The 18,359-nt window shown below is 69.4% G+C and carries 18 protein-coding genes; 12 read left to right on the top strand and 6 right to left on the bottom strand.

Annotated elements, in window-relative coordinates:
• Window positions 1-33 precede the first annotated feature (33 nt).
• Window positions 34-1,128 (bottom strand): response regulator transcription factor, encoded by a 1,095-nt coding sequence (locus tag QSV35_RS18275; protein WP_286290351.1) that lies wholly within the window; start codon window positions 1,126-1,128, stop codon window positions 34-36.
• 249 nt (window positions 1,129-1,377) lie between these two features.
• Window positions 1,378-2,133 (bottom strand): DeoR/GlpR family DNA-binding transcription regulator, encoded by a 756-nt coding sequence (locus QSV35_RS18270; protein WP_286290350.1) that lies wholly within the window; start codon window positions 2,131-2,133, stop codon window positions 1,378-1,380.
• A 60-nt stretch (window positions 2,134-2,193) separates the two neighbouring features.
• On the opposite strand from QSV35_RS18270, the gene QSV35_RS18265 reads away from it, so the two are divergent.
• Window positions 2,194-2,550, top strand: a complete 357-nt coding sequence (locus QSV35_RS18265) for a DUF4406 domain-containing protein (protein ID WP_286290349.1) — start codon at window positions 2,194-2,196, stop codon at window positions 2,548-2,550.
• A 1-nt stretch (window position 2,551) separates the two neighbouring features.
• On the opposite strand, the gene QSV35_RS18260 is transcribed toward QSV35_RS18265, so the two are convergent.
• The gene (locus QSV35_RS18260; RefSeq protein WP_286290347.1) at window positions 2,552-2,947 is read right to left on the bottom strand and encodes a DUF6855 family protein; all 396 of its coding nucleotides are present in this window, start codon (window positions 2,945-2,947) and stop codon (window positions 2,552-2,554) included.
• A gap of 258 nt (window positions 2,948-3,205) precedes the next feature.
• Here QSV35_RS18260 and QSV35_RS18255 point away from each other — a divergent pair, with 258 nt between their 5' ends.
• Genes QSV35_RS18255 through QSV35_RS18245 form a run of 3 tightly spaced genes read left to right on the top strand, consistent with a single transcriptional unit; the run spans window position 3,206 to window position 6,096 of the window.
• Entirely contained in the window at window positions 3,206-4,261 is a 1,056-nt protein-coding gene (locus QSV35_RS18255) for a LolA family protein (protein WP_286290346.1), read from the top strand.
• A 7-nt stretch (window positions 4,262-4,268) separates the two neighbouring features.
• Complete coding sequence (locus tag QSV35_RS18250) at window positions 4,269-5,261, top strand: ABC transporter ATP-binding protein (protein WP_286290345.1); 993 nt, start codon at window positions 4,269-4,271, stop codon at window positions 5,259-5,261.
• Entirely contained in the window at window positions 5,248-6,096 is an 849-nt protein-coding gene (locus QSV35_RS18245; RefSeq protein ID WP_286290343.1) for an ABC transporter permease, read from the top strand. Before QSV35_RS18250 ends, QSV35_RS18245 begins: the two co-directional genes overlap by 14 nt.
• A gap of 12 nt (window positions 6,097-6,108) precedes the next feature.
• Here QSV35_RS18245 and QSV35_RS18240 read toward each other — a convergent pair whose 3' ends face one another.
• The 3 genes from QSV35_RS18240 to QSV35_RS18230 form a co-directional block, all read right to left on the bottom strand.
• A complete protein-coding gene (locus tag QSV35_RS18240) occupies window positions 6,109-6,507 on the bottom strand; it encodes a nuclear transport factor 2 family protein (RefSeq protein ID WP_286290341.1) in 399 nt (132 codons plus the stop codon).
• Between the two features lie 82 nt (window positions 6,508-6,589).
• Window positions 6,590-8,908, bottom strand: a complete 2,319-nt coding sequence (locus QSV35_RS18235; RefSeq protein ID WP_286290339.1) for an alkaline phosphatase family protein — start codon at window positions 8,906-8,908, stop codon at window positions 6,590-6,592.
• A gap of 123 nt (window positions 8,909-9,031) precedes the next feature.
• Complete coding sequence (locus QSV35_RS18230; protein ID WP_286290337.1) at window positions 9,032-10,495, bottom strand: glutamate-cysteine ligase family protein; 1,464 nt, start codon at window positions 10,493-10,495, stop codon at window positions 9,032-9,034.
• 123 nt (window positions 10,496-10,618) lie between these two features.
• Between QSV35_RS18230 and QSV35_RS18225 the strand changes: the two genes are divergently transcribed.
• The 8 genes from QSV35_RS18225 to QSV35_RS18190 all read left to right on the top strand — a co-directional run bounded on the left by QSV35_RS18225 (window position 10,619) and on the right by QSV35_RS18190 (window position 18,338).
• Window positions 10,619-11,344 (top strand): GntR family transcriptional regulator, encoded by a 726-nt coding sequence (locus QSV35_RS18225; RefSeq protein WP_286290335.1) that lies wholly within the window; start codon window positions 10,619-10,621, stop codon window positions 11,342-11,344.
• Window positions 11,341-12,120 (top strand): BtpA/SgcQ family protein, encoded by a 780-nt coding sequence (locus tag QSV35_RS18220; protein ID WP_286290333.1) that lies wholly within the window; start codon window positions 11,341-11,343, stop codon window positions 12,118-12,120. Before QSV35_RS18225 ends, QSV35_RS18220 begins: the two co-directional genes overlap by 4 nt.
• Window positions 12,117-12,626: an ureidoglycolate lyase gene (locus tag QSV35_RS18215; RefSeq protein ID WP_286290331.1), complete on the top strand. Its 510-nt coding sequence runs from the start codon at window positions 12,117-12,119 to the stop codon at window positions 12,624-12,626. Before QSV35_RS18220 ends, QSV35_RS18215 begins: the two co-directional genes overlap by 4 nt.
• Window positions 12,616-13,605 (top strand): carbohydrate kinase family protein, encoded by a 990-nt coding sequence (locus QSV35_RS18210; protein ID WP_286290328.1) that lies wholly within the window; start codon window positions 12,616-12,618, stop codon window positions 13,603-13,605. The genes QSV35_RS18215 and QSV35_RS18210 overlap by 11 nt, the downstream gene beginning before the upstream one ends.
• 23 nt (window positions 13,606-13,628) lie before the next feature.
• Entirely contained in the window at window positions 13,629-14,525 is an 897-nt protein-coding gene (locus QSV35_RS18205) for an ABC transporter substrate-binding protein (RefSeq protein WP_286290326.1), read from the top strand.
• Entirely contained in the window at window positions 14,509-15,408 is a 900-nt protein-coding gene (locus QSV35_RS18200) for an amino acid ABC transporter permease (RefSeq protein WP_286290324.1), read from the top strand. The genes QSV35_RS18205 and QSV35_RS18200 overlap by 17 nt, the downstream gene beginning before the upstream one ends.
• On the top strand, window positions 15,405-16,223 hold the full coding sequence (locus QSV35_RS18195; RefSeq protein WP_474099350.1) for an amino acid ABC transporter ATP-binding protein: 819 nt from the start codon (window positions 15,405-15,407) through the stop codon (window positions 16,221-16,223). Before QSV35_RS18200 ends, QSV35_RS18195 begins: the two co-directional genes overlap by 4 nt.
• Before the next feature lie 108 nt (window positions 16,224-16,331).
• Complete coding sequence (locus QSV35_RS18190; protein WP_286290321.1) at window positions 16,332-18,338, top strand: ATP-dependent helicase; 2,007 nt, start codon at window positions 16,332-16,334, stop codon at window positions 18,336-18,338.
• The last annotated feature ends 21 nt before the right edge of the window (window positions 18,339-18,359 follow it).

Genomic DNA, 18,359 nt, shown 5'->3' with positions numbered 1-18,359 from the left:
CGCGCACCGGCGGGCACCAGGGGCCGATGCGCCCTACGGAACAGCCAGCCGGGGCTCGTAATGATCGAAGTACACCCGGGCGACGAGCTGCCCGCGGCTGGCCACGCCCGCCTTGTCGAAGATCGCCTTGAGGTGGTCCTGCACGGTGTACGGAGACAGGTGGAGCCGCGATGCGATCGTGCGTGTATCGCTTCCGCGCAGCACGAGGTCGACGACATCCCGCTCCCGCAGGGTCAGCCCGAACGCCGCAGCGACGAGGTCGACGACGTCGTGCGGTCGCGCCTCCTCGATCGTCACGACGACGTCCTCCCCGTGGCCGCCGTTCAGCGGCGTGGCACACAGCACGAGCCACGATCCGTCCGTCGCGCGCACCCGCACGCGCGCGGGCGGGGCCGTCGGGTCACCGGCGCTGCGGCGCACCCGGCCGACGAGCGAATGCACGATCGTGAGCGGGTCGACGGTGACGGGCCCGGGTGCGAGCCGTGCGAGCTGCTCCTGCGCCCATGGCGTCGTGCGGACCACGCGGTCCGTCGCGTCCAGGATGATGACGCCCGAGCCGTGCACGGGCTCGGCGTCCGGGTCGACCGGGTCCGCGAGCAGGCCGGAACGGATGCCGCGGGTCATCGCGGGCGCGATGGCGGCGAGGAAGTCCACCTCGTCGGGCGCGAACGCGGGATCGTCCGATCCGCGGAACATCGCCATCGATCCCCACGCGCCGGTGGAGTCCGCGAACACGACGCGCGCCTCGTCGTGGAAGCCGAACTGCGGGACGAGGAGCTCCGCCATGCGCAGCGAGCGCTCCGCCTCGCCGCCGAACTCATTGCGGACACCCACCGCCGTGCGTCGCCGCACCACGAGCGTGCGCATCGCCGTCGGGTCGTCGCCGCCGTACTCGATCTGCGCCCAGTGGGCGTCGGCCTCGTTGTGCCCCGCGAGGGCGCCCTCCTTCGCGACCCCGGTGATGATCGCCGTCGCGGGGTCGAGGGTCGCGAGGCATCCGGCCACCGACGGGACCACCTGCTGGACGACGGCGGCCGCCTCCCGCAGCAGCTCCCCCGGACGCATCCGCGCGCGCGAGAGCTGTTCGATGCCGTCGCGCGCTGATGCGAGCTCCCCAGAGCCGACCATGTGGACAGTGTGCTCCCGATCCTGTGCGCGCGCTATGGCCCTACGTCGCCAGAAGGGTGTCGAGACCGGTCCCAGGGATGGGTTCCGGGACCGGTCTCGCGACGCCGGCCGATTCCCCAGATCTCGGACGGCGCTCGTCGCGACTGCGCACTCACACGCTATCGCCGCACCTGCGCGGAGTGCATCCATTCGATGGAAATATCCCAGAAATCTGGGGGGACGCCACGTCCGCCCGCGAGGTCGCGAACGTCACCGCGCGGTCACGAGCGGGACCCCGATCGCCACGAGCTCGCGCAGCGCCGGCTCTTCGGAGCCTGCGTCCGTGATGACTCCGGCGACCGAGTCGAGCGACAGCACGCTGTGGCGAGAGGCCGCTCCGATCTTCTCCTCGCTCGCCAGGACATACGTCTCGGCCGCACGCGCGGCGAGCGCCCGCTTCATGGCCGCCTCGTCGGGGTCACCGGTTGTCAGGCCGGCCGCAGCGTGGACGCCGGTGACACCGAGGAAGAACTGGTCGGCACTGACCCGGTTCGCGGCTTCGACGGCTGCGGCACCGCATGCGACGGCGGAGTGCTTGAACAGCCGTCCGCCGATCAGCAGGACGTCGGCGTCGTGGGCCAGAAGAGAGGCGGCGACGGTCGGACTGTGCGTGACGATCGCGCCCTGCCACGTCGTCGGCAGCGCACGGACCATCTCGAGCGCGGTCGTGCCACCGTCGAGGATCACAGTGCTGCCAGGCCGCATGAGTGCCACGGCGGCGGCGGCGACGCGGCGCTTGCTCTCGATCGCGACCTCGGTCCGCGTCGCATAGTCGCCGACGGCTGGGGATGCGGGAAGTGCGCCGCCGTACACGCGCACCGCAAGGCCCGCGGCATCCATCTCGCGCAGATCGCGGCGGATGCTGTCCTCGGAGAGGCCGAGCTCCGCCGCCATGTCCTTCGCGACGATCCGCCCGTCCTGTCGGAGTCTTTCGAGGAGCAGGTCCCTGCGCGCGGCGGCCAGCATTCCGGTTCCTTCCGAATTGTGCACGTTTCTTCCGGTAGTGTACCGACAATGAAGGCACCGATGATGATCTTGATCGCAGGACCGTACGCATCCGGCACCGGCGGCGACTCCGAACTGATGGCGCAGAACCTCAAGCGCCTCGAGGAGGCCGCCTGGCCGATCTTCCAGGCAGGTCACATTCCGATGATCGGCGAGTGGGTCGCCCTCCCCGTGCTCGCGAGCGCCGGTGCGAGCGGGCCGAACGACCCGCTCGCGTCCGAGGTCATGTACCCGACGGCCGAACGTCTCCTCCAGCACTGCGACGCGGTGCTGCGGCTGCCGGGGGCATCGCGCGGAGCAGATCAGGATGTCGCGATCGCGCAGTTGCGCGGCATCCCGGTGTACCGCTCCCTCGAAGAGATCCCGCGCGCGGCCTGACTCAGATCGCGCGGACGCGGTTGTTGCGCGCGTTGTGCTCGAGCTCGACGAGCCCGAGCTGCTCGAGCAGCGGCGGCAGATACATCCCGAAGCGGCCTCGGTACCCCTTGCGAAGCCCGTACCAGCCGCCGACCGGGTTGTCCTCCGCGCGTCCGAACGCCTCGACCGTGTCGTCGGCGGCCGGCTTCTGCTCGTCGGCCGCGCCGAGCGGAACCCAGTCGCCCTGGTCGCGCAGCCATGCCGCGAGGTCGTCGATCGCCCGGGCCTGGTATTTCAGGGTCGTGGACCCGACCTGGCAGACGAGCTCGTCCCCATCGCGGTACATCGTGTATTCGCTCGTTCCCGGTGCCGTCCGAAGCCGCCACGGGTCTTCACGAGTGCCCTCGCCGTCGCTCATGACGTGAGAGTACCGCCGCCCGACCCATCCGGCGAGTGGTTGGCGCGCGAACTCTCCCGCCGTTGAGACAGCCGCACCGACCGCGCCCGGGCGGTATCCGATCACGCTCCGGGCGCGGAACCGGACGACGCGGCGCGATGCTCTTCGTCGTACGGAAAAGCTCTGACACAGAGAACGCCCAGCCCACCCGCGGGGAAGCCGACTTAGACTCACGAACGTGGGGCGGTGCTTCCCGGCCGCCCCGGGAGGTGCATCCGGATGCCGCTGCGCAGAGCCTGGATTCCTGCGATCGTCGCGCCGATCGTCGTCGTCGCCGGCGTCGTCGCCGTACCGGCGATCGCCGATGCCGGATCGCCGCCGCCGGCCAAGACCCCAGCCCAGGTGCTGACGCTCATCGCGGGAAGCCACGGCGCCCACTACTCCGGCACGGTCGAGCAGACCTCCGATCTCGGACTGCCGCAGCTGCCGTCGTCCATGTCGTCCCCGCGATCCTCGAGCGGCTTCGACGCGTCGAGCGTCCTCGAGCTCGTGACCGGTTCGCACAAGGCGCAGGTGTACGTCGACGGCGAGACGAAGCAGCGCGTCCAGCTGCTCGACACGCTCAGCGAACGCGATCTCATCCGCAACGGCACGTCGGTGTGGACGTACGACGCCTCCGCGCACACGGCGATGCACGTGACCGCATCCGGCCATGAGAAGAGCGGGATGCCGCAGGCCACGACCCCCGCAGCGCTCGCCGACCGGTTCATCTCCTCGATCACGCCCAGCACCGCTGTCACCGTCTCGACCGGCACGTACCTCGGTCACGGCGTGTACGACCTGAAGCTGGCGCCGCGCACCTCGGCCACGCTCGTCGGCGACGCCGTCATCACGGTCGACGCGCAGAGCGGCGTGCCGCTCGCCGTCCGGATCGACGCGCGCGGCCAGTCGACCGCCGCCGTCCGGGTCGCGTTCAGCACCATCGACTTCTCGCAGCCGGGCGCCGACGTCTTCGCGTTCACGCCGCCGAAGGGGACGAGCGTCAAGAACCTCGACCTGCCGACCGCGACTCCGCACAGCATGCGCCCCGAGAAGACCGACGCCCAGAAGCCGACCGTGATCGGCTCCGGCTGGACGACGATCGTGAAGACGACAGCCGGCACGGGGACTGCGGGCCTCGACCCGAAGAGCGCCGCACTCCTGAACGAGCTCACGCAGAAGGTGAACGGCGGGCGGATGCTGCAGACCTCGCTGTTCACAATCTACCTCCGTGACGACGGGACCGTCCTCGCCGGCGCCGTCCCGGCATCCACCCTGCTCGCCGCCGCGAAGTGACCGACCGGTGACGGACACCGCCACCGGCATCCCCTCCGCCCCGCCCACCACGCCGGTCGCCGACGCGGCGATCGTCACGCGCGGACTGACCAAGCGGTTCCGTCGCTCCGGCGGACGCGCGGCGGTCGACGGCCTCGATCTCGAGGTTCCCCGCGGCGCGGTCTTCGGGTTCCTGGGCCCGAACGGATCGGGAAAGACGACGACGATCCGCATGCTGCTCGGTCTTGCGTCGCCGACGGCAGGCGACATCCGGCTTCTCGGCGGCGACATGCCCCGTGCGGGCTCGACAGTGCTGCCCCGGGTCGGCGCCCTCGTCGAGGGTCCGGCGTTCGCGCCGTTCCTGTCCGGTGCGGCCAACCTCGCGCGCTTCGACGCGGCCGACCCGACCTCGTCGCGGTCGACGCGCGCCGCCAGGGTCCATCGGGCGCTCGACCGCGTCGGGCTGGGGGCTGCCGCCGGCAAGAAGGCCGGCGCATACTCGCTCGGCATGAAGCAGCGCCTGGGACTCGCCGCAGCCCTTCTCGGCCCGCGCGACCTGCTCGTCCTCGACGAGCCGACGAACGGACTCGACCCGCAGGGGACGCGCGAGGTGCGCTCCCTCATCCGCTCGCTCGCGGACGACGGCACGACGGTGTTCCTCTCCAGCCATCTCCTGAGCGAGATCGAGCAGGTGTGCACCCACGTCGCGGTGATGCGCTCGGGTCGGCTCGTCACGAGCGGAACCCTCGACGACCTGCGCGCTGCGGGCGCCCCGCGCGTGCACGTGCGGACCCCGGATGCGGAGGCCGCCGCATCCACCCTCCGCAGACTCGGAATGGATGCCGAACGCACGAGCGCGGACGAACTGGATGCGGTGCTTCCGGACGGACTCGAAGTCGAGGCCGTCACCTCCGCCCTCGTCGGGGACGGGGTGCGCGTGCGCGGCATCGCCGTGTCGGGCGCGAGCCTCGAGGAGCGGTTCGTCGAGCTGACCGGCGAGGGCTTCGATGTCGACGGGTGAGGTGGTGGCGGGCGGCCACCGGCGGCCGTTCGCGCTGCTCGGATCGGAGCTGCTGACGGTGTTCCGGCGCTGGCGGACGATCGTGATGCTCGTCGCGCTCGCCCTCGTCCCGGTGCTCATCGCCGTGGCCGTCAAGCTCACCGGAGCGGGCTCACGCGGCCGCGGGCCCGCATTCCTCGGCAGCATCACCGACAACGGTCTGTTCGTCGTCTTCACGGCGCTGACCGTGTCGATCCCGCTCTTCCTGCCGCTCACCGTGTCCGTCGTCGCCGGCGACACGATCGCCGGCGAGGCGAACTTCGGAACGCTGCGCTACCTGCTGATCGCGCCCGTCGGGCGAACGCGGCTCCTCGCGGTGAAGTTCGTCTCGAGCGGCGTGTTCACGGTCGCGGCGGTGCTCGCGATCGTGATCGGCGGGGTCGCGGCGGGCGCGGCCCTGTTCCCGATCGGACCCGTGACGCTGCTGTCGGGAGACACGGTCGGTCTCGCGGACGCGTTCGGCCGCGTGCTGCTGCTCGCGGGCTATGCGGCGATCTCGCTGCTCGGCCTGTGCGCGATCGGCCTGTTCATCTCGACGCTCACGTCGATGCCCGTCGGGGCGATGGCGGCGACCGTCGTCGTCGCCGGGGTATCGCAGGTGCTCGACCAGCTGCCGCAGTTCGACGCCATCCATCCCTACCTGCCGACGCACCTGTGGCTGAGCTTCGCCGATCTGCTGCGCAGCCCCATCCTGTTCGACTCGTACGCCCAGAACGCGTGGCTGCAGGCGGCCTACGTCGTGATCTTCGGCGCACTCGCGATCGGCCGTTTCACGACGAAGGACATCTTGAGCTGAACGGGTCCCGGCTCAGAGACCGGAGGCCTGAGCGTCGCGCTGGATCTGATCGAAGCGCGCGGCCATCTCCTCCGAGAGGGCGACAGCGGCGCTCAGCGGACGCACCATCACCATGAAGTCGTCGATGCGCCCGTCCTCGTCGAGGTGGAGGAAGTCGCAGCCGGTCAGCTCCTTGTCGCGCACGCGAGCGGTGAAGACGAGGGCGTGGTCCACCGCATCCACCGCCCCGATGTGTCGGAGATAGGTGAAGTCCTGGAAGACCTCGATGACGTGCCGCAAGATGGCGAACGTGATCGCCTTGCCCGGGTAGGGCTTGTGAGCGACCGGACTCCGGAAGACGACGTCGTCGGCGAGGAGATCGCGGATGGTGTCGAGATCACGGGCTTCGACCGCCCGTCGGAAAGCGTCCACGGGGCGATCGTAGCGCCGGCCGGATCACGGTGAGGGCGCGGATGCGGGTCGAGCCGGAGCCCGCCCGCATCCGTGTCGCCTCTCAGCCCGCCAGGGTCGCCGCCTGACGGAGCAGTGCGGTCGCCTGCGCCGACAGCGAAGTCAGCGTGCCGTGCGACGGCATCGCACCCGCGGCCGCCGCCGCGAGCACCTGCTTCATCTGGGCCGCCACGCGATCGCGGTGATCGGCGAGGTCGGCGAGCGTCGCCGCGGTCTGGGCGTACTGGCTGTCATCCATCGCCGACCCGCTCGCGAGCGCGCGCGATTCGGCGATGAGCGTGTCGGTCGCGAAGGCTCCGACGCTCGAGTTGATCTGCTGGTACAGCACGCGGAGCCCGTCGACCCCGACGAGCGCCCCCGGAGCGGAGGCCAGCGCAGGGACGATCGGGCTGCCATCGCTCAGATAGTCGTCGCTGAGACCCGTGAGGGACAGCAGCGTCGGGCGCAGGTCGGTCTCCTCGACCCATGTGCCCTTCAGGCTGGCCTGCGGGACCGTCCGTGTGGAGGTCGGGTCGCTCGCTTCGTTGCCCTCGGCCGGCTGCGGACCGTCGACGCCGGCTGCGACGACGCCCTTGCCGGCGAAGGCGGCCCACGTGACGTCGATGTTCGGCGAGTAGTACCCGTGGTTCCACGCGAAGCTGCTGTTGACACTGACGTTCGCACCGGAAGTCGCGAAGAAGTAGTCCGGCATCGGGAACATCGTGAACGTGGGCGTCCGGAGCGGATCATTCGTCTGCATATGCAGGACCCGCTGCTCGACAGCATCCGCCTGGTACTTCACGATGTGCTCGTTCTGTGCTCCGCTGAAGACGTTGTCGGCGGTCATCGCGGCCGTATCGCGCTCGAGCTGACGGGTCGCCGGGTCGTCGGCGCCCGGCTGACCGTGCACGTAGATCGAGGCGCCCTGCGGCTCGATGTCGAACGGGGTGCCCGCACTCGCGGTCGTCGAGAGGAGACCCTTGATGTTGGCCTGCAGCTCGCCGACCTGACCCGCCGCATACTGGCAGGCGACCGACACGCCGTCGCAGGTCGACGGCGTCGGCGTCTGCGCGAGACCCGTGTTCGCTCCGGAGAACTGGTCGTTCTCCTCGGCGCTGATCTGGAACACGGTGTTCGCCGGGGTGATGCCATCCGCCTGCAGACGCGCGAAGAACTGCGCGAACGCCTGGTCGTACGCCGCAGCGTTCGAGACGGAGCACGCGTCACCGGGACCCACAGCCTTGCCTGATGACGTCGCCGTCGCGGTGGTGCAGACCGTGGGGTTCCCCGCCTTCTTCTCGTGGATGTCCGAGATGTAGCCGTACGTGACAGGGATGCCGGCCTCCTGCATGTCCGCGATGTAGGCGAGGCTCTGCGTCGCCGTCGGGCTGAACCCGGGGAATCCGGGATGGCTGCCCACAAACTGCCCGTTGATCTGCTTGCCGGACTCGTCGACGAGGTTTCCGAACGAGTTCGTCACCGCATATCCGTTGTGCGAGAGGTTCGGGGTTCCGGCTCCGAGGATCGGCGCGACGTACTTCGCACCGAACACCGCCTGGTACCCGTTGTAGCCGCCCGGCTCGGTCGGCAGCGCGTCGGTCACTCCGTGGGCGCCGGCACACAGGCTGTCGCCCTGCGCGCAGTGGACGGCCACGCCGATGTAATCGGCGACCTCCGTGTCCTTGAAGGGGTCGGAGTCGGCATTCAGCTGCGCGACCTCGGGAGAATTCGGGCCGAAGACCGTCGAGATGTCCTGCCTCGTGTTCTCGAGCACCATGTTGGCGGTCGAGAAGTCGCCGACCGAGCAGCCGGCGCGCGTGAACGGAACCCACGGCGCGGGGGTCGTCGTCCCATGGCCGGTGGCCGGCACGGTCGCCGAGTACGTCATCGTCGGAGAGCTGTCGTGCCCGGACGCCGGCGTACCGGCGGTGTCCACGACGGGGCTCGTCCAGTACGCGAACGACGTCGCCGGATCGGTCGTCCCGTTCGGGTTGTACGTCTTGTAGCTGTTGGTGAGGGGCTGTCCGTGACGGTCGCCGTAGAGACCCGTGTAGATCGAGAGCGAGTCGTCGGCGGTGTGCGCGATGAGGGGCGTGTGGACGTTGGAGAACACCGTTCCGTACTTCTTGAGGAAGCTCAGCAGATTCGGCATCTGCTCGAGGTCGGACGGGACGTTCGGGTTGTCGCGGGTGAAGTGCACGTTGTCGAAGACGAGGGTGATGACGTGCTGGACGCCGTTGCCGAGCTGGCAACCGGATGCGGCGGCGGGGACCGTCGCAGGCGCGAGCGCGGGGCTCGCGACTGCCGGTGACATCGTGGCGATGCCTCCGGCCACCAGAAAAGCGGTCGTGACCACGACCGCAAGAGCGCGCTTCTGGCGCATTCCTACCTCCAGTGGGGATGGAATCACGGCCGGCGCCCGGCCGGGCATCGGCTCGGTCCGGTCGGAACGTTAGACCCGCTGGGGCGTCAGGACAACCCGTCCTTCATCAACAACCGGTGCGGCTCAGTCCCACGTGTGCACGGGCTCGTTCGTGTGCATCGCCTCGCGGTACTCGAGCAGGGTCGCGCGCAAGGCGTCGTAGCGGTCCATGTCGGCGCGGCGATGCATCCTGCCGGTGAACCACGTCGCCCCCGTGACGCCGGTCAGGCAGCGTCCTTCGATGACGCCGAGCAGGCGGTCGGCGACCGATGCCTCGACCCCCCACCCTGCGAGACCCTCGCGCGCCATCGGCAGCAGGCGCCGCAGCACGAGCTCCGTGGCCGGCACCTGCCCGACTCCCGGCCAGAAGAGCTGCGCATCGATGCCGTCACGGGCTGCGGTGTGGAAATTGTCCTCGGCCGCGTGGAACGACAGCTGCGACCAGAGCGGCCGGTCGTCGTCCGCGATCGTGCGGACGAGCCCGAAGTAGAAGGCGGCGTTGGCCATGATGTCCACGACGGTGGGACCGGCCGCGAGCAGCCGGTTCTCGACGCGCAGGTGAGGGACCCCGCCGGCGATGTCGTAGATCGGCCGGTTCCAGCGGTACACCGTGCCGTTGTGCAGCCGCAGCTCCGCGAGGGAGGGGATGCCGCCTGCCTTGTACACCACCATCGGGTCCTCGTCGCCGACGATCGGCAGGAGCGCCGGGAAGTACCGGACGTTCTCCTCGAACAGGTCGAACACGGAGGTGATCCAACGCTCGCCGAACCACACGCGCGGTCGCACGCCCTGTGCCTTCAGCTCCTCACTGCGGGTGTCGGTGGCCTGTTCGAACAGGGGGATGCGGGTCTCCCGCCACAGCTCCTTGCCCAGCAGATAGGGCGCGTTGGCCGACACCGCGACCTGCGCGCCCGCGATCGCCTGCGAGGCGTTCCAGTAGGCCGCGAACGAGTCGGGCGAGGTCTGCAGGTGCAGCTGCGTGCTCGTGCAGGCGGCCTCCGGCAGGATCGACTCTGCCGTCGTCACGAGCCGTTCCGGCCCGCGGATCGAGATCGCGATGTCCTCGCCGCGCGCGTGGAGCACTTGCTCGCTGAGGAGCCGGTAGCGCGGGTTCGCGCTGATGCTGTCCGGCCGCAGGTGGCCGTCGGCGAGGGTCGGGAGGATGCCGATCATCACGAGGTGCGCGCCGACCGTCGCCGACCGGGCCTCCGCGTCGTTGAGGCTGCGCCGCAGCCCTTCCTCGAAGGTGGTCAGGCCCCCTTCGCGCAGCTTCGCGGGAGGGACGTTGATCTCGATGTTGAACTGCCCGAGCTCGGTCTGGAACGCCGCATCCGCGATCGCCTCGAGCGCCTCCGCGTTCTTGAGGGCCGGATCGCCGCGCTCGTCGACGAGGTTCAGCTCGACTTCGAGGCCCGTCATCGGGTCATCGGTGTCGAAGCGCGCCTCGCGCAGCATCTTCGCGAACACGTCGAGGTTGCGCCGCACTTTCTCGCGATGACGCGTGCGGTCCGCGCGGGTGAATTCCTGTGCCGGGACGTCCTCCCCCATGCCGGGGACTCTAGTGGCTCGTCCGCCCGCGCGATACAGCGACGCTCGTTTGACGATGCGGCCGCCGTCGACTACCGTCAACTTGTACACACGAGTGGACAAGCTATCGAAGGAGCGAGCCTGATGTCGGATGCCGATTTCACTCCCCTGTACGTCCACGTCAGCCGCCAGCTGCGGGCGCAGATCCTCGATGGGGACTACCCGAGCGGAGCGATGATCCCGTCGGAGCATCAGTTGATGAAGTCGTTCAGCACGACACGCGGGACGGTTCGCAAGGCGGTCGACGTGCTCGTGAATGAGGGCCTCGTGCGACGCGTGCACGGCAAGGGATGCTTCGTGGAGCTCCAGCCGATCCGGCACAGCATCCTGAACTTCGGCAGCCTCACGGACAGTCTGCGCGGGCGTGCCGAGAAGGCGGTCTCGCGCGTCGTATCGACGCGAACCGTGCGCACCGAGGGACGCGACGTCTTCGAGCTCGTGCGGCTGCGTGGGATCGCGTCGGCCACGGAGACGACGTTCCTCTCGTTGGACACCTCCTGGATCGATCTCGCTCGGTTCTCCGGCATCGACGCCGTCGACTTCGAGGACGAATCGCTCTACCGCGTCTTCCGGGAGGAGTACCAGACGTTCCCCCGGCGCACACGTGTCGCCCTGAGCAGCCAGATGCCGTCCGCGGCCGAGCTCGAACTGCTCGAGGAGCACTCCGGGCCGCGCGGTCTGCTCGTGGCCGAGGGCAGCGCCTTCGACCAGGACGACATCGAGATCGAACGCCTCAAGATCGTCTACTCGTCGCGCACCGAGTTCACCCTGACCACCGCCATCACCGATCTTCCTGGAGACCAGACGTGACCGCCCCGACCATCCGCCGAACCTTCGACGCCGTCTTCCGCAGCAAGCCGCTTCTCGCGATGCTGCATCTGAAGGGCGAAGACCCCGACGACCGGCTCGCTCGCGCCGTGGCCGAGATCGACATCCTGGTCGAGGCGGGCGTTGACGCGGTGATCGTCGAGAACTACTTCGGCGGCGTCTCCGACATGGAACGGGTCCTCGCCCACCTGGCGTCCCGGCCCGATCCCATCACCTACGGCGTCAACGCGTTGGATCAGGATGCCCGCGGCTTCGAGCTCGCCCGCGAGTACGACGCTTCGTTCCTCCAGCTGGATTCGGTGGCGGGGCACCTGCCCGCAGCCGCGGACGCGGAGTTCGCGTCGTGGCTGGCGGAGGAACGAGGCCGCACGAATGCGGTGCTGCTCGGCGGCGTGCGGTTCAAGTACCAGCCGTACCTCTCCGGCAACCCTCTCGACGTGGATCTCACGCTCGCAACGGACCGCTGCGACGCGGTCGTGGTGACCGGCAGCGGCACAGGAGTGCAGACCGACGGCGAGAAGATCGCGGAGTTCCGGCGCCTGCTCCCCGCCGGCTTCCCGTTGATCGTCGGCGCCGGCGTCACGGTGGACAACGCCGCGGAGCAGCTCGCTTCGACGGACGGGGCGATCGTCGGCAGCTACCTCAAAGACACCCACACGGACAACGGCGACGTCGACCCCCAGCACGCGGCCGAGCTCGTGGCAGCCTTCGCACGCGTCCGCAACGACGTCGCATCAGTCGTCGAGGGGGCATCATGACGAACCGGACAGTTGTGGCAGAACCTCTCGGCCGGGCAGATCTCACCGGTGTCGGACGGGCGTTCGACCTCGCGCAGGATAGCGCCGGCGCCGTCTTCAGCGAGGGTCCCGGCTTCACCGACCGTTACACGTCGGAGCCGCTCCTGGACGGGACCGGCCACCTCGGGATGACGTCGGTCTCTGCTGCGCCCGGCGAGGTGACACGCATGGAACGCCATCTCTACACCGCGGAGGCGCTCTTCTGCGCAGGAGACCCGGTGGTCCTCCCGATCGCTCCGGCCGGACGGGCGCCGCGCACCTCGGACCTCCGTGCGCTGCTCATCCTGCCGGGCGAAGGCATCGTCCTCGATCCCGGGGTGTGGCACGCCCCGTGCCTGGGCGCCACGGCGCCCGCCGCGTACTACTGGTTCGCCGAGGTCGACGAATCGGTGGAGACCGCATGGGTGGAACTCGACGAGGGGCCCGTCTCGATCGATTCGGGCGTGGAGCGCGATCATGTCGGGTGAGGCCGCCTTCTTCATCGGCGATGTCGCGCTCGATGAGTACTACCGCACGGCGTCGTGGCCCGCGCACGGGACCAAGGCGATCCTGCAGCCGATCGCGAACCTGCCCGGCGGGATGATCGCGAACGCCGCGGCCGTGTACGCGGCCCTGGGCGGTCGGGCTCGATTCTGCTGGACGATGAACGCCGGCGCGACCACAGCCACCCTGCTCTCGGACCTGGAGGCCCAGGGCGTGGACACCCGGCACGTCATGCGTGACGACGCGCTCGGGGACTCGAAGTGCATCATCGTCCTGACGGGCGACGACCACACCGTCCTCGCCCCGGAGACGGGGCTCGAGCGCATCCGGCTCGACGACGACGCCGTCGACGCGCTGCTCGGATCGCGGTTCCTGTACACAGCGATCGGCGACATGCGGATGCTCCGACACGGCGAGTCCGACGCCGTCGGCGTCCTCGAACGCGCACGCGCCGCCGGGGTGCAGGTCGTCCTCGACCTCGACGTCGGTGAGCTCCAGCCCGGCGACGAGAGTCTCCTCCGGTGCGTCGACATCCTGTTCGTCAACAACGTCGGTTTCGGGCGCCTCGCCGCCGGCCGATCCGAGGCCGATACCATCGCGGCCGTTCTCAGCGATGGAACGTCGACCGTCATCGTGACGCGCGGAGCGGAGGGATGCGACATCCACACGGCCGCCGGCCACATCCACGTTCCCGGTGTCTCCGTCGACGTCGTCGACGTGACAGGGGCCGGAGACACGTTCGGCGCCTCGTATCTGTACGCGATCGGCCGCACCGGCGATGCCAGCGCGGCCGCGACGTTCGCGAACGCCGCCGCGGCCCGTGCGGTCACGATGACCGGCGCCCGCGCCGGAGTGGCCTCCGACACCGCCGTCCTCGATTTCATCCGCACCCACCAGATCCTCACGCCGGAAAGGACCGACCTGCTCGAAGCCGAGCTGGCGGCCCACCCCGAGTCGGCGTGAACAACCCACACCCAGGAGTCCTCGTGAAAAAGACAATCGTCACCGCATCCGTCCTCGCTGTCAGCGTCCTCGCGCTGACCGGATGCGTCCACAACCAGCCGAAGACGCCGGCCGCCGAGAAGTCGCCCATGGCCGCGCACGTGACGGTCGACAGCAAGGCTCAGGCACTGCTGCCCGCGGCCATCCGCTCTGCCGGCACGCTGGAGATCGGCACCAACCTCACCTACGCACCCGACGAGTTCAAGGACCCGAACGGCGCCCCCACCGGATGGGGCATCGCGCTCGCGACCGCGATCTCCGAGAAGCTCGGACTCAAGCCGAACTTCCACGACTCGCAGTTCGACAACATCCTTCCCGGGCTCCAGGGCGGCAAGTACGACATCGGCTGGGCGTCGTTCACCGACAACCAGGAGCGCGAGAAGGTCGTCGACTTCGTCGACTACTACACCGCCGGCGTGCAGTGGGCCTCGCTCAAGGGCAAGAACATCGATCCGATGAACGCGTGCGGACTCACCGTCGCGGTCGGCACCGGCACCTATCAGGAGACTGACGAGATCCCCGCGAAGAGCGCAGCGTGCGTGGCAGCCGGCAAGGCGGCCATCAACAAGCTGAAGCTCGACACCCAGACCGACATCACGAACGCGGTCGTCCTCGGTCGGGCCGACGCGATGTCGGCGGACTCGCCCGTCACCCAGTACGCCGTCAAGCAGACCGGCGACAAGCTGCAGCTGACCGGCTCGATCATGGAGTCCGCCCCGTTCGGCGCCGCGGTCGCCAAGAGCAACAGCTCGCTCCGGGACGCCGTCGCTGCGGCCACGCAGTCGCTGATCGACGACGGCACCTACGCGCAGATCCTCGACGAGTGGGGCGTCCAGGCGGGCGCCGTCAAGAAGGTGATGGTCAATGGCGCAGCCAACTGACGTCCTTGCCAGGCCGAGCACGCAGGCCCCGGACGAGATCAAGGCCGTCCCGCTGCGGCACCCCGGCAGGGTCGCGGCCGCGGTCATCCTGATCGCTGCGCTCGCGGTCTTCATCTACGGCGCCGCGACGAACGACGCCTACCAGTGGAACACGTACTTCGCGTACCTGTTCGACGAGCGCATCAGCCAGGCCGCCCTGGTGACGATCACGCTCACCGTCCTCTCGATGATCCTCGGCCTCGTGCTCGGCGTGGTCCTCGCGATCATGCGTCTGTCCCCCAACCGGGTGCTGAACGCGGTCGCGTGGGGCTACATCTGGATCTTCCGCGGAACCCCGGTGTACGTTCAGCTCGTCTTCTGGGGCCTGCTGTCGACGATCTACCGGCACGTCGACATCGGCATCCCGTTCGGCGGTCCGGTCTTCTTCTCGATCGACAGCTCGCAGTGGCTGCAGAACGTCTTCGTCCTCTCCATCGTGGGCCTGGGACTCAACGAAGCCGCGTACCTCGCGGAAATCGTGCGCGCCGGCATCAGCAGCGTCGACCGCGGACAGACCGAGGCGGCCACCGCGCTCGGCCTGTCGTGGACGCAGACGCTGAACCAGGTCGTGCTTCCGCAGGCCATGCGCGTCATCATCCCGCCCGCGGGCAACGAGGTGATCTCGATGCTGAAGACCACCTCGCTGGTCACGGCGGTTCCGTTCACGCTCGACCTCTACAGTCGCGCCCGCGACCTGTCGATCGAGACGTTCAACCCGGTGCCGATGCTGCTCGTCGCATCCACGTGGTACCTCGCGATCACGTCGATCCTCATGATCGGCCAGTACTACCTCGAGCGCCACTACGGACGTGGCAGCGCGAACGTGAGTCTGACGAACCGATGACCGACACCGAACTCGCACAGCACTCCCCCTCACCGGAAGGAGCGGGCATGGCCGCCACGCCGCTCATGGTCGCGGAGAACGTCCGCAAGCGCTTCGGGCAGCTGCAGGTGCTCGACGGCATCACGATGTCCGTCAACGAGGGCGAGGTCGCCTGCATCATCGGCCCGTCAGGATCGGGCAAATCGACCTTCCTCCGCTGCATCAACCACCTCGAGCAGATCAACGGCGGCAGGCTCTCGGTCGACGGCGAACTCGTCGGCTACGTCGAGCGCGGCGGTCGGCTCCACGAGATCCCGCCCCGTGAGGCATCCCGCCAGCGCCGCAATGTCGGCATGGTCTTCCAGCGCTTCAATCTGTTCGGGCACCGCACCGCACTCGAGAACGTGATGCTCGCGCCGGTCAAGGTGAAGAAGGTCTCGAAGGATGCCGCACGGGCCCGTGGCGCGGAGCTGCTCGAGCGGGTCGGCCTCGCCGACAAGCTGGACGCGTATCCGGCTCAGCTGTCGGGTGGGCAGCAGCAGCGGGTCGCGATCGCCCGCGCCCTCGCGATGGACCCGAAGCTGATGCTGTTCGACGAGCCCACCTCGGCCCTCGATCCGGAGCTCGTCGGCGAGGTGCTCGAGGTGATGAAGCAGCTCGCACGCGACGGCATGACCATGATCGTCGTGACCCACGAGATGGGCTTCGCGCGCGAGGTCGGCGACTCCCTCGTCTTCATGGACAAGGGACGCATCGTCGAGGCAGGCAAGCCGCGTGATGTCCTCGGCAACCCGCAGGAGGAGCGCACGAAGGCGTTCCTGTCGCGCGTGCTGTGACATGTTCGCCAGCCGCGATCTGACGGCGTTCTCGGCCCTCGTATCCACAACCGGATGCGAGGGCCGATTCGCATGCCGATGTCGGAGGCTCCGGTTACCGTCACCTCCGTGGCAGTAAGCGATGCGCTCGTCGGGCTGGATCCGGCACAGCTTCAGGCCGTCGAGCACGGCGAGGGGCCCCTCGTGGTCGCCGCGGGGGCCGGCACGGGCAAGACGCGGGTGCTCACCGCACGGGTCGCCCGGCTGCTCGAGGCGGGAGTCGTGCCCGAGCGGATCCTGCTGCTGACCTTCACCCGGCGTGCGGCATCCGCGATGCTCTCTCGTGCCGCAGCCCTCTGCGGCGACGCGCAGGCCGCACAGCGCATCGCCGGCGGCACGTTCCACGCCGTCGCGCACCGCATCGTCGCCGAGCACGCACAGCACCTGGGTCTGGAAGACGTGACGGTCATCGATCCCGACGACGTCATCGACCTGATCGATCTGCTGCGCGCCGAGCACGGGCTCGACGGCACCGAGGTGCGCCTGCCCACGACCCGCGCTATCGCCGATATCGCGTCCCGCGCGATCAACACCGCGACACCAGCCCGCAGGGTCATCGAAGAGCAGTTCCCCTGGGCGCTCGAGCAGGCCGACGCGATCGCCGGCCTCCTGCGTCATTACCGCGACCGCAAGCGGGAGCGCGGGCTCCTCGACCTGGACGATCTGCTCATCGCCTGGCGCGCGCTCGTGGCGGATCCGGATGTCGGGGCGCGACTGCGGGCGCGCTGGGACTGGGTGCTCGTCGACGAGTATCAGGACGTCAACCAGCTGCAGGTCGACATCGTGCGCGGGCTCAGCCCCGACGGGCGCGGACTCACCGTCGTCGGTGACGACGCGCAGGCGATCTACGCATTCCGTGGGGCAAGTGCCGGGCATCTCCTCGATGTCATCGAGGCGTACCCCGACGCCACGCTCGTGCGACTCGAGCGCAACTTCCGCTCCACGCAGCCGATCCTCGACCTCGCCAACGAGGTGCGCCCGGGCGAGCTGAAGCTGCGTCTCGTCGCCGACCGTCCGCAACAGGGCGCGCGTCCGACGCTGGTCACCTGCCGCAACGCCGACGACGAGGCGCGCACGATCGCGGACCGGGTCCTCGCCGCGCACCTCGACGGAACGCCGCTGCGCGCGCAGGCTGTGCTGATGCGCACCGGCTCCCACAGCGCGCAGCTCGAGGTCGAGCTCAAGGTGCGAGGCATCCCGTTCCACAAGTTCGGCGGGATCGGCTACCTGGAGACCTCTCATGTGCGCGATCTGCTGGCGAGCTTCCGGGTCGTGCTCAATCCGGCCGACGAGGTGTCCTGGTATCGCCTGCTCACCCGGCACCGCGCGATCGGCAAAGCGAGTGCGCGAGGACTCGCCGGGATCCTCGCGGACGGCGGCATCGATCGCGCGTCCGACGCGATCGCGGCGGCTCCGCCGAAGGCGCGCACCGGGCTCGCCTCCACGCTGTCCTTGCTGGGCGCCGTCGATGCCGCCACTGCGGTCCCAGAGCTGGTCGAGGCGTGCCGCGGCGCGGTGGATCCGCTGCTCCGCGCGCACTACCCGGACTGGCACCGCCGCGTGACCGAGGTCGACGGCATTGCGGGTGCCGCCGCCCAGCACAGCGATCTGCGCACGTTCGTGAGCGAACAGGCGATCGACCCGGTGAACGTCGCCGGCGACTGGGCGAAGCAGCCGCACCTCGATGAGGATTGGCTGACGCTGTCCACGATCCACTCCGCGAAGGGCCTGGAGTGGGACACGGTGCACCTCCTGCGTGCGAACGACGGCGCGATGCCCTCGGATATGGCTCTCTCCTCCCCCGCCGGCCTGTCCGAGGAGGAGCGCCTGTTCTACGTCGCGCTCACGCGCGCTCGCGACGCGCTCGATGTCTACGTGCCCTCGCAGCTGCCCACGCACCCGACGGCCTTCATGGCCAAGCACGTGGCCGCCAAGCCCAGCCGGTTCCTGACCGAGTCCGCGCGCGCTCTGATGGACTCCGTCAGCACCGCCGCAATTGCCCCGGAGCCCGCGATCGAGCGGGTCGCCACTGTACCGCGCGTGCGCATGGATGCGTTCGACGAACTGTTCGCCTGATCGGCAGGAGCGTGCCCATCC

It is taken from the genome of Microbacterium candidum (assembly GCF_030315975.1).
Taxonomy (GTDB): Bacteria; Actinomycetota; Actinomycetes; order Actinomycetales; family Microbacteriaceae; genus Microbacterium; species Microbacterium candidum.
This window is presented reverse-complemented; position numbering and strand designations above follow the sequence as displayed.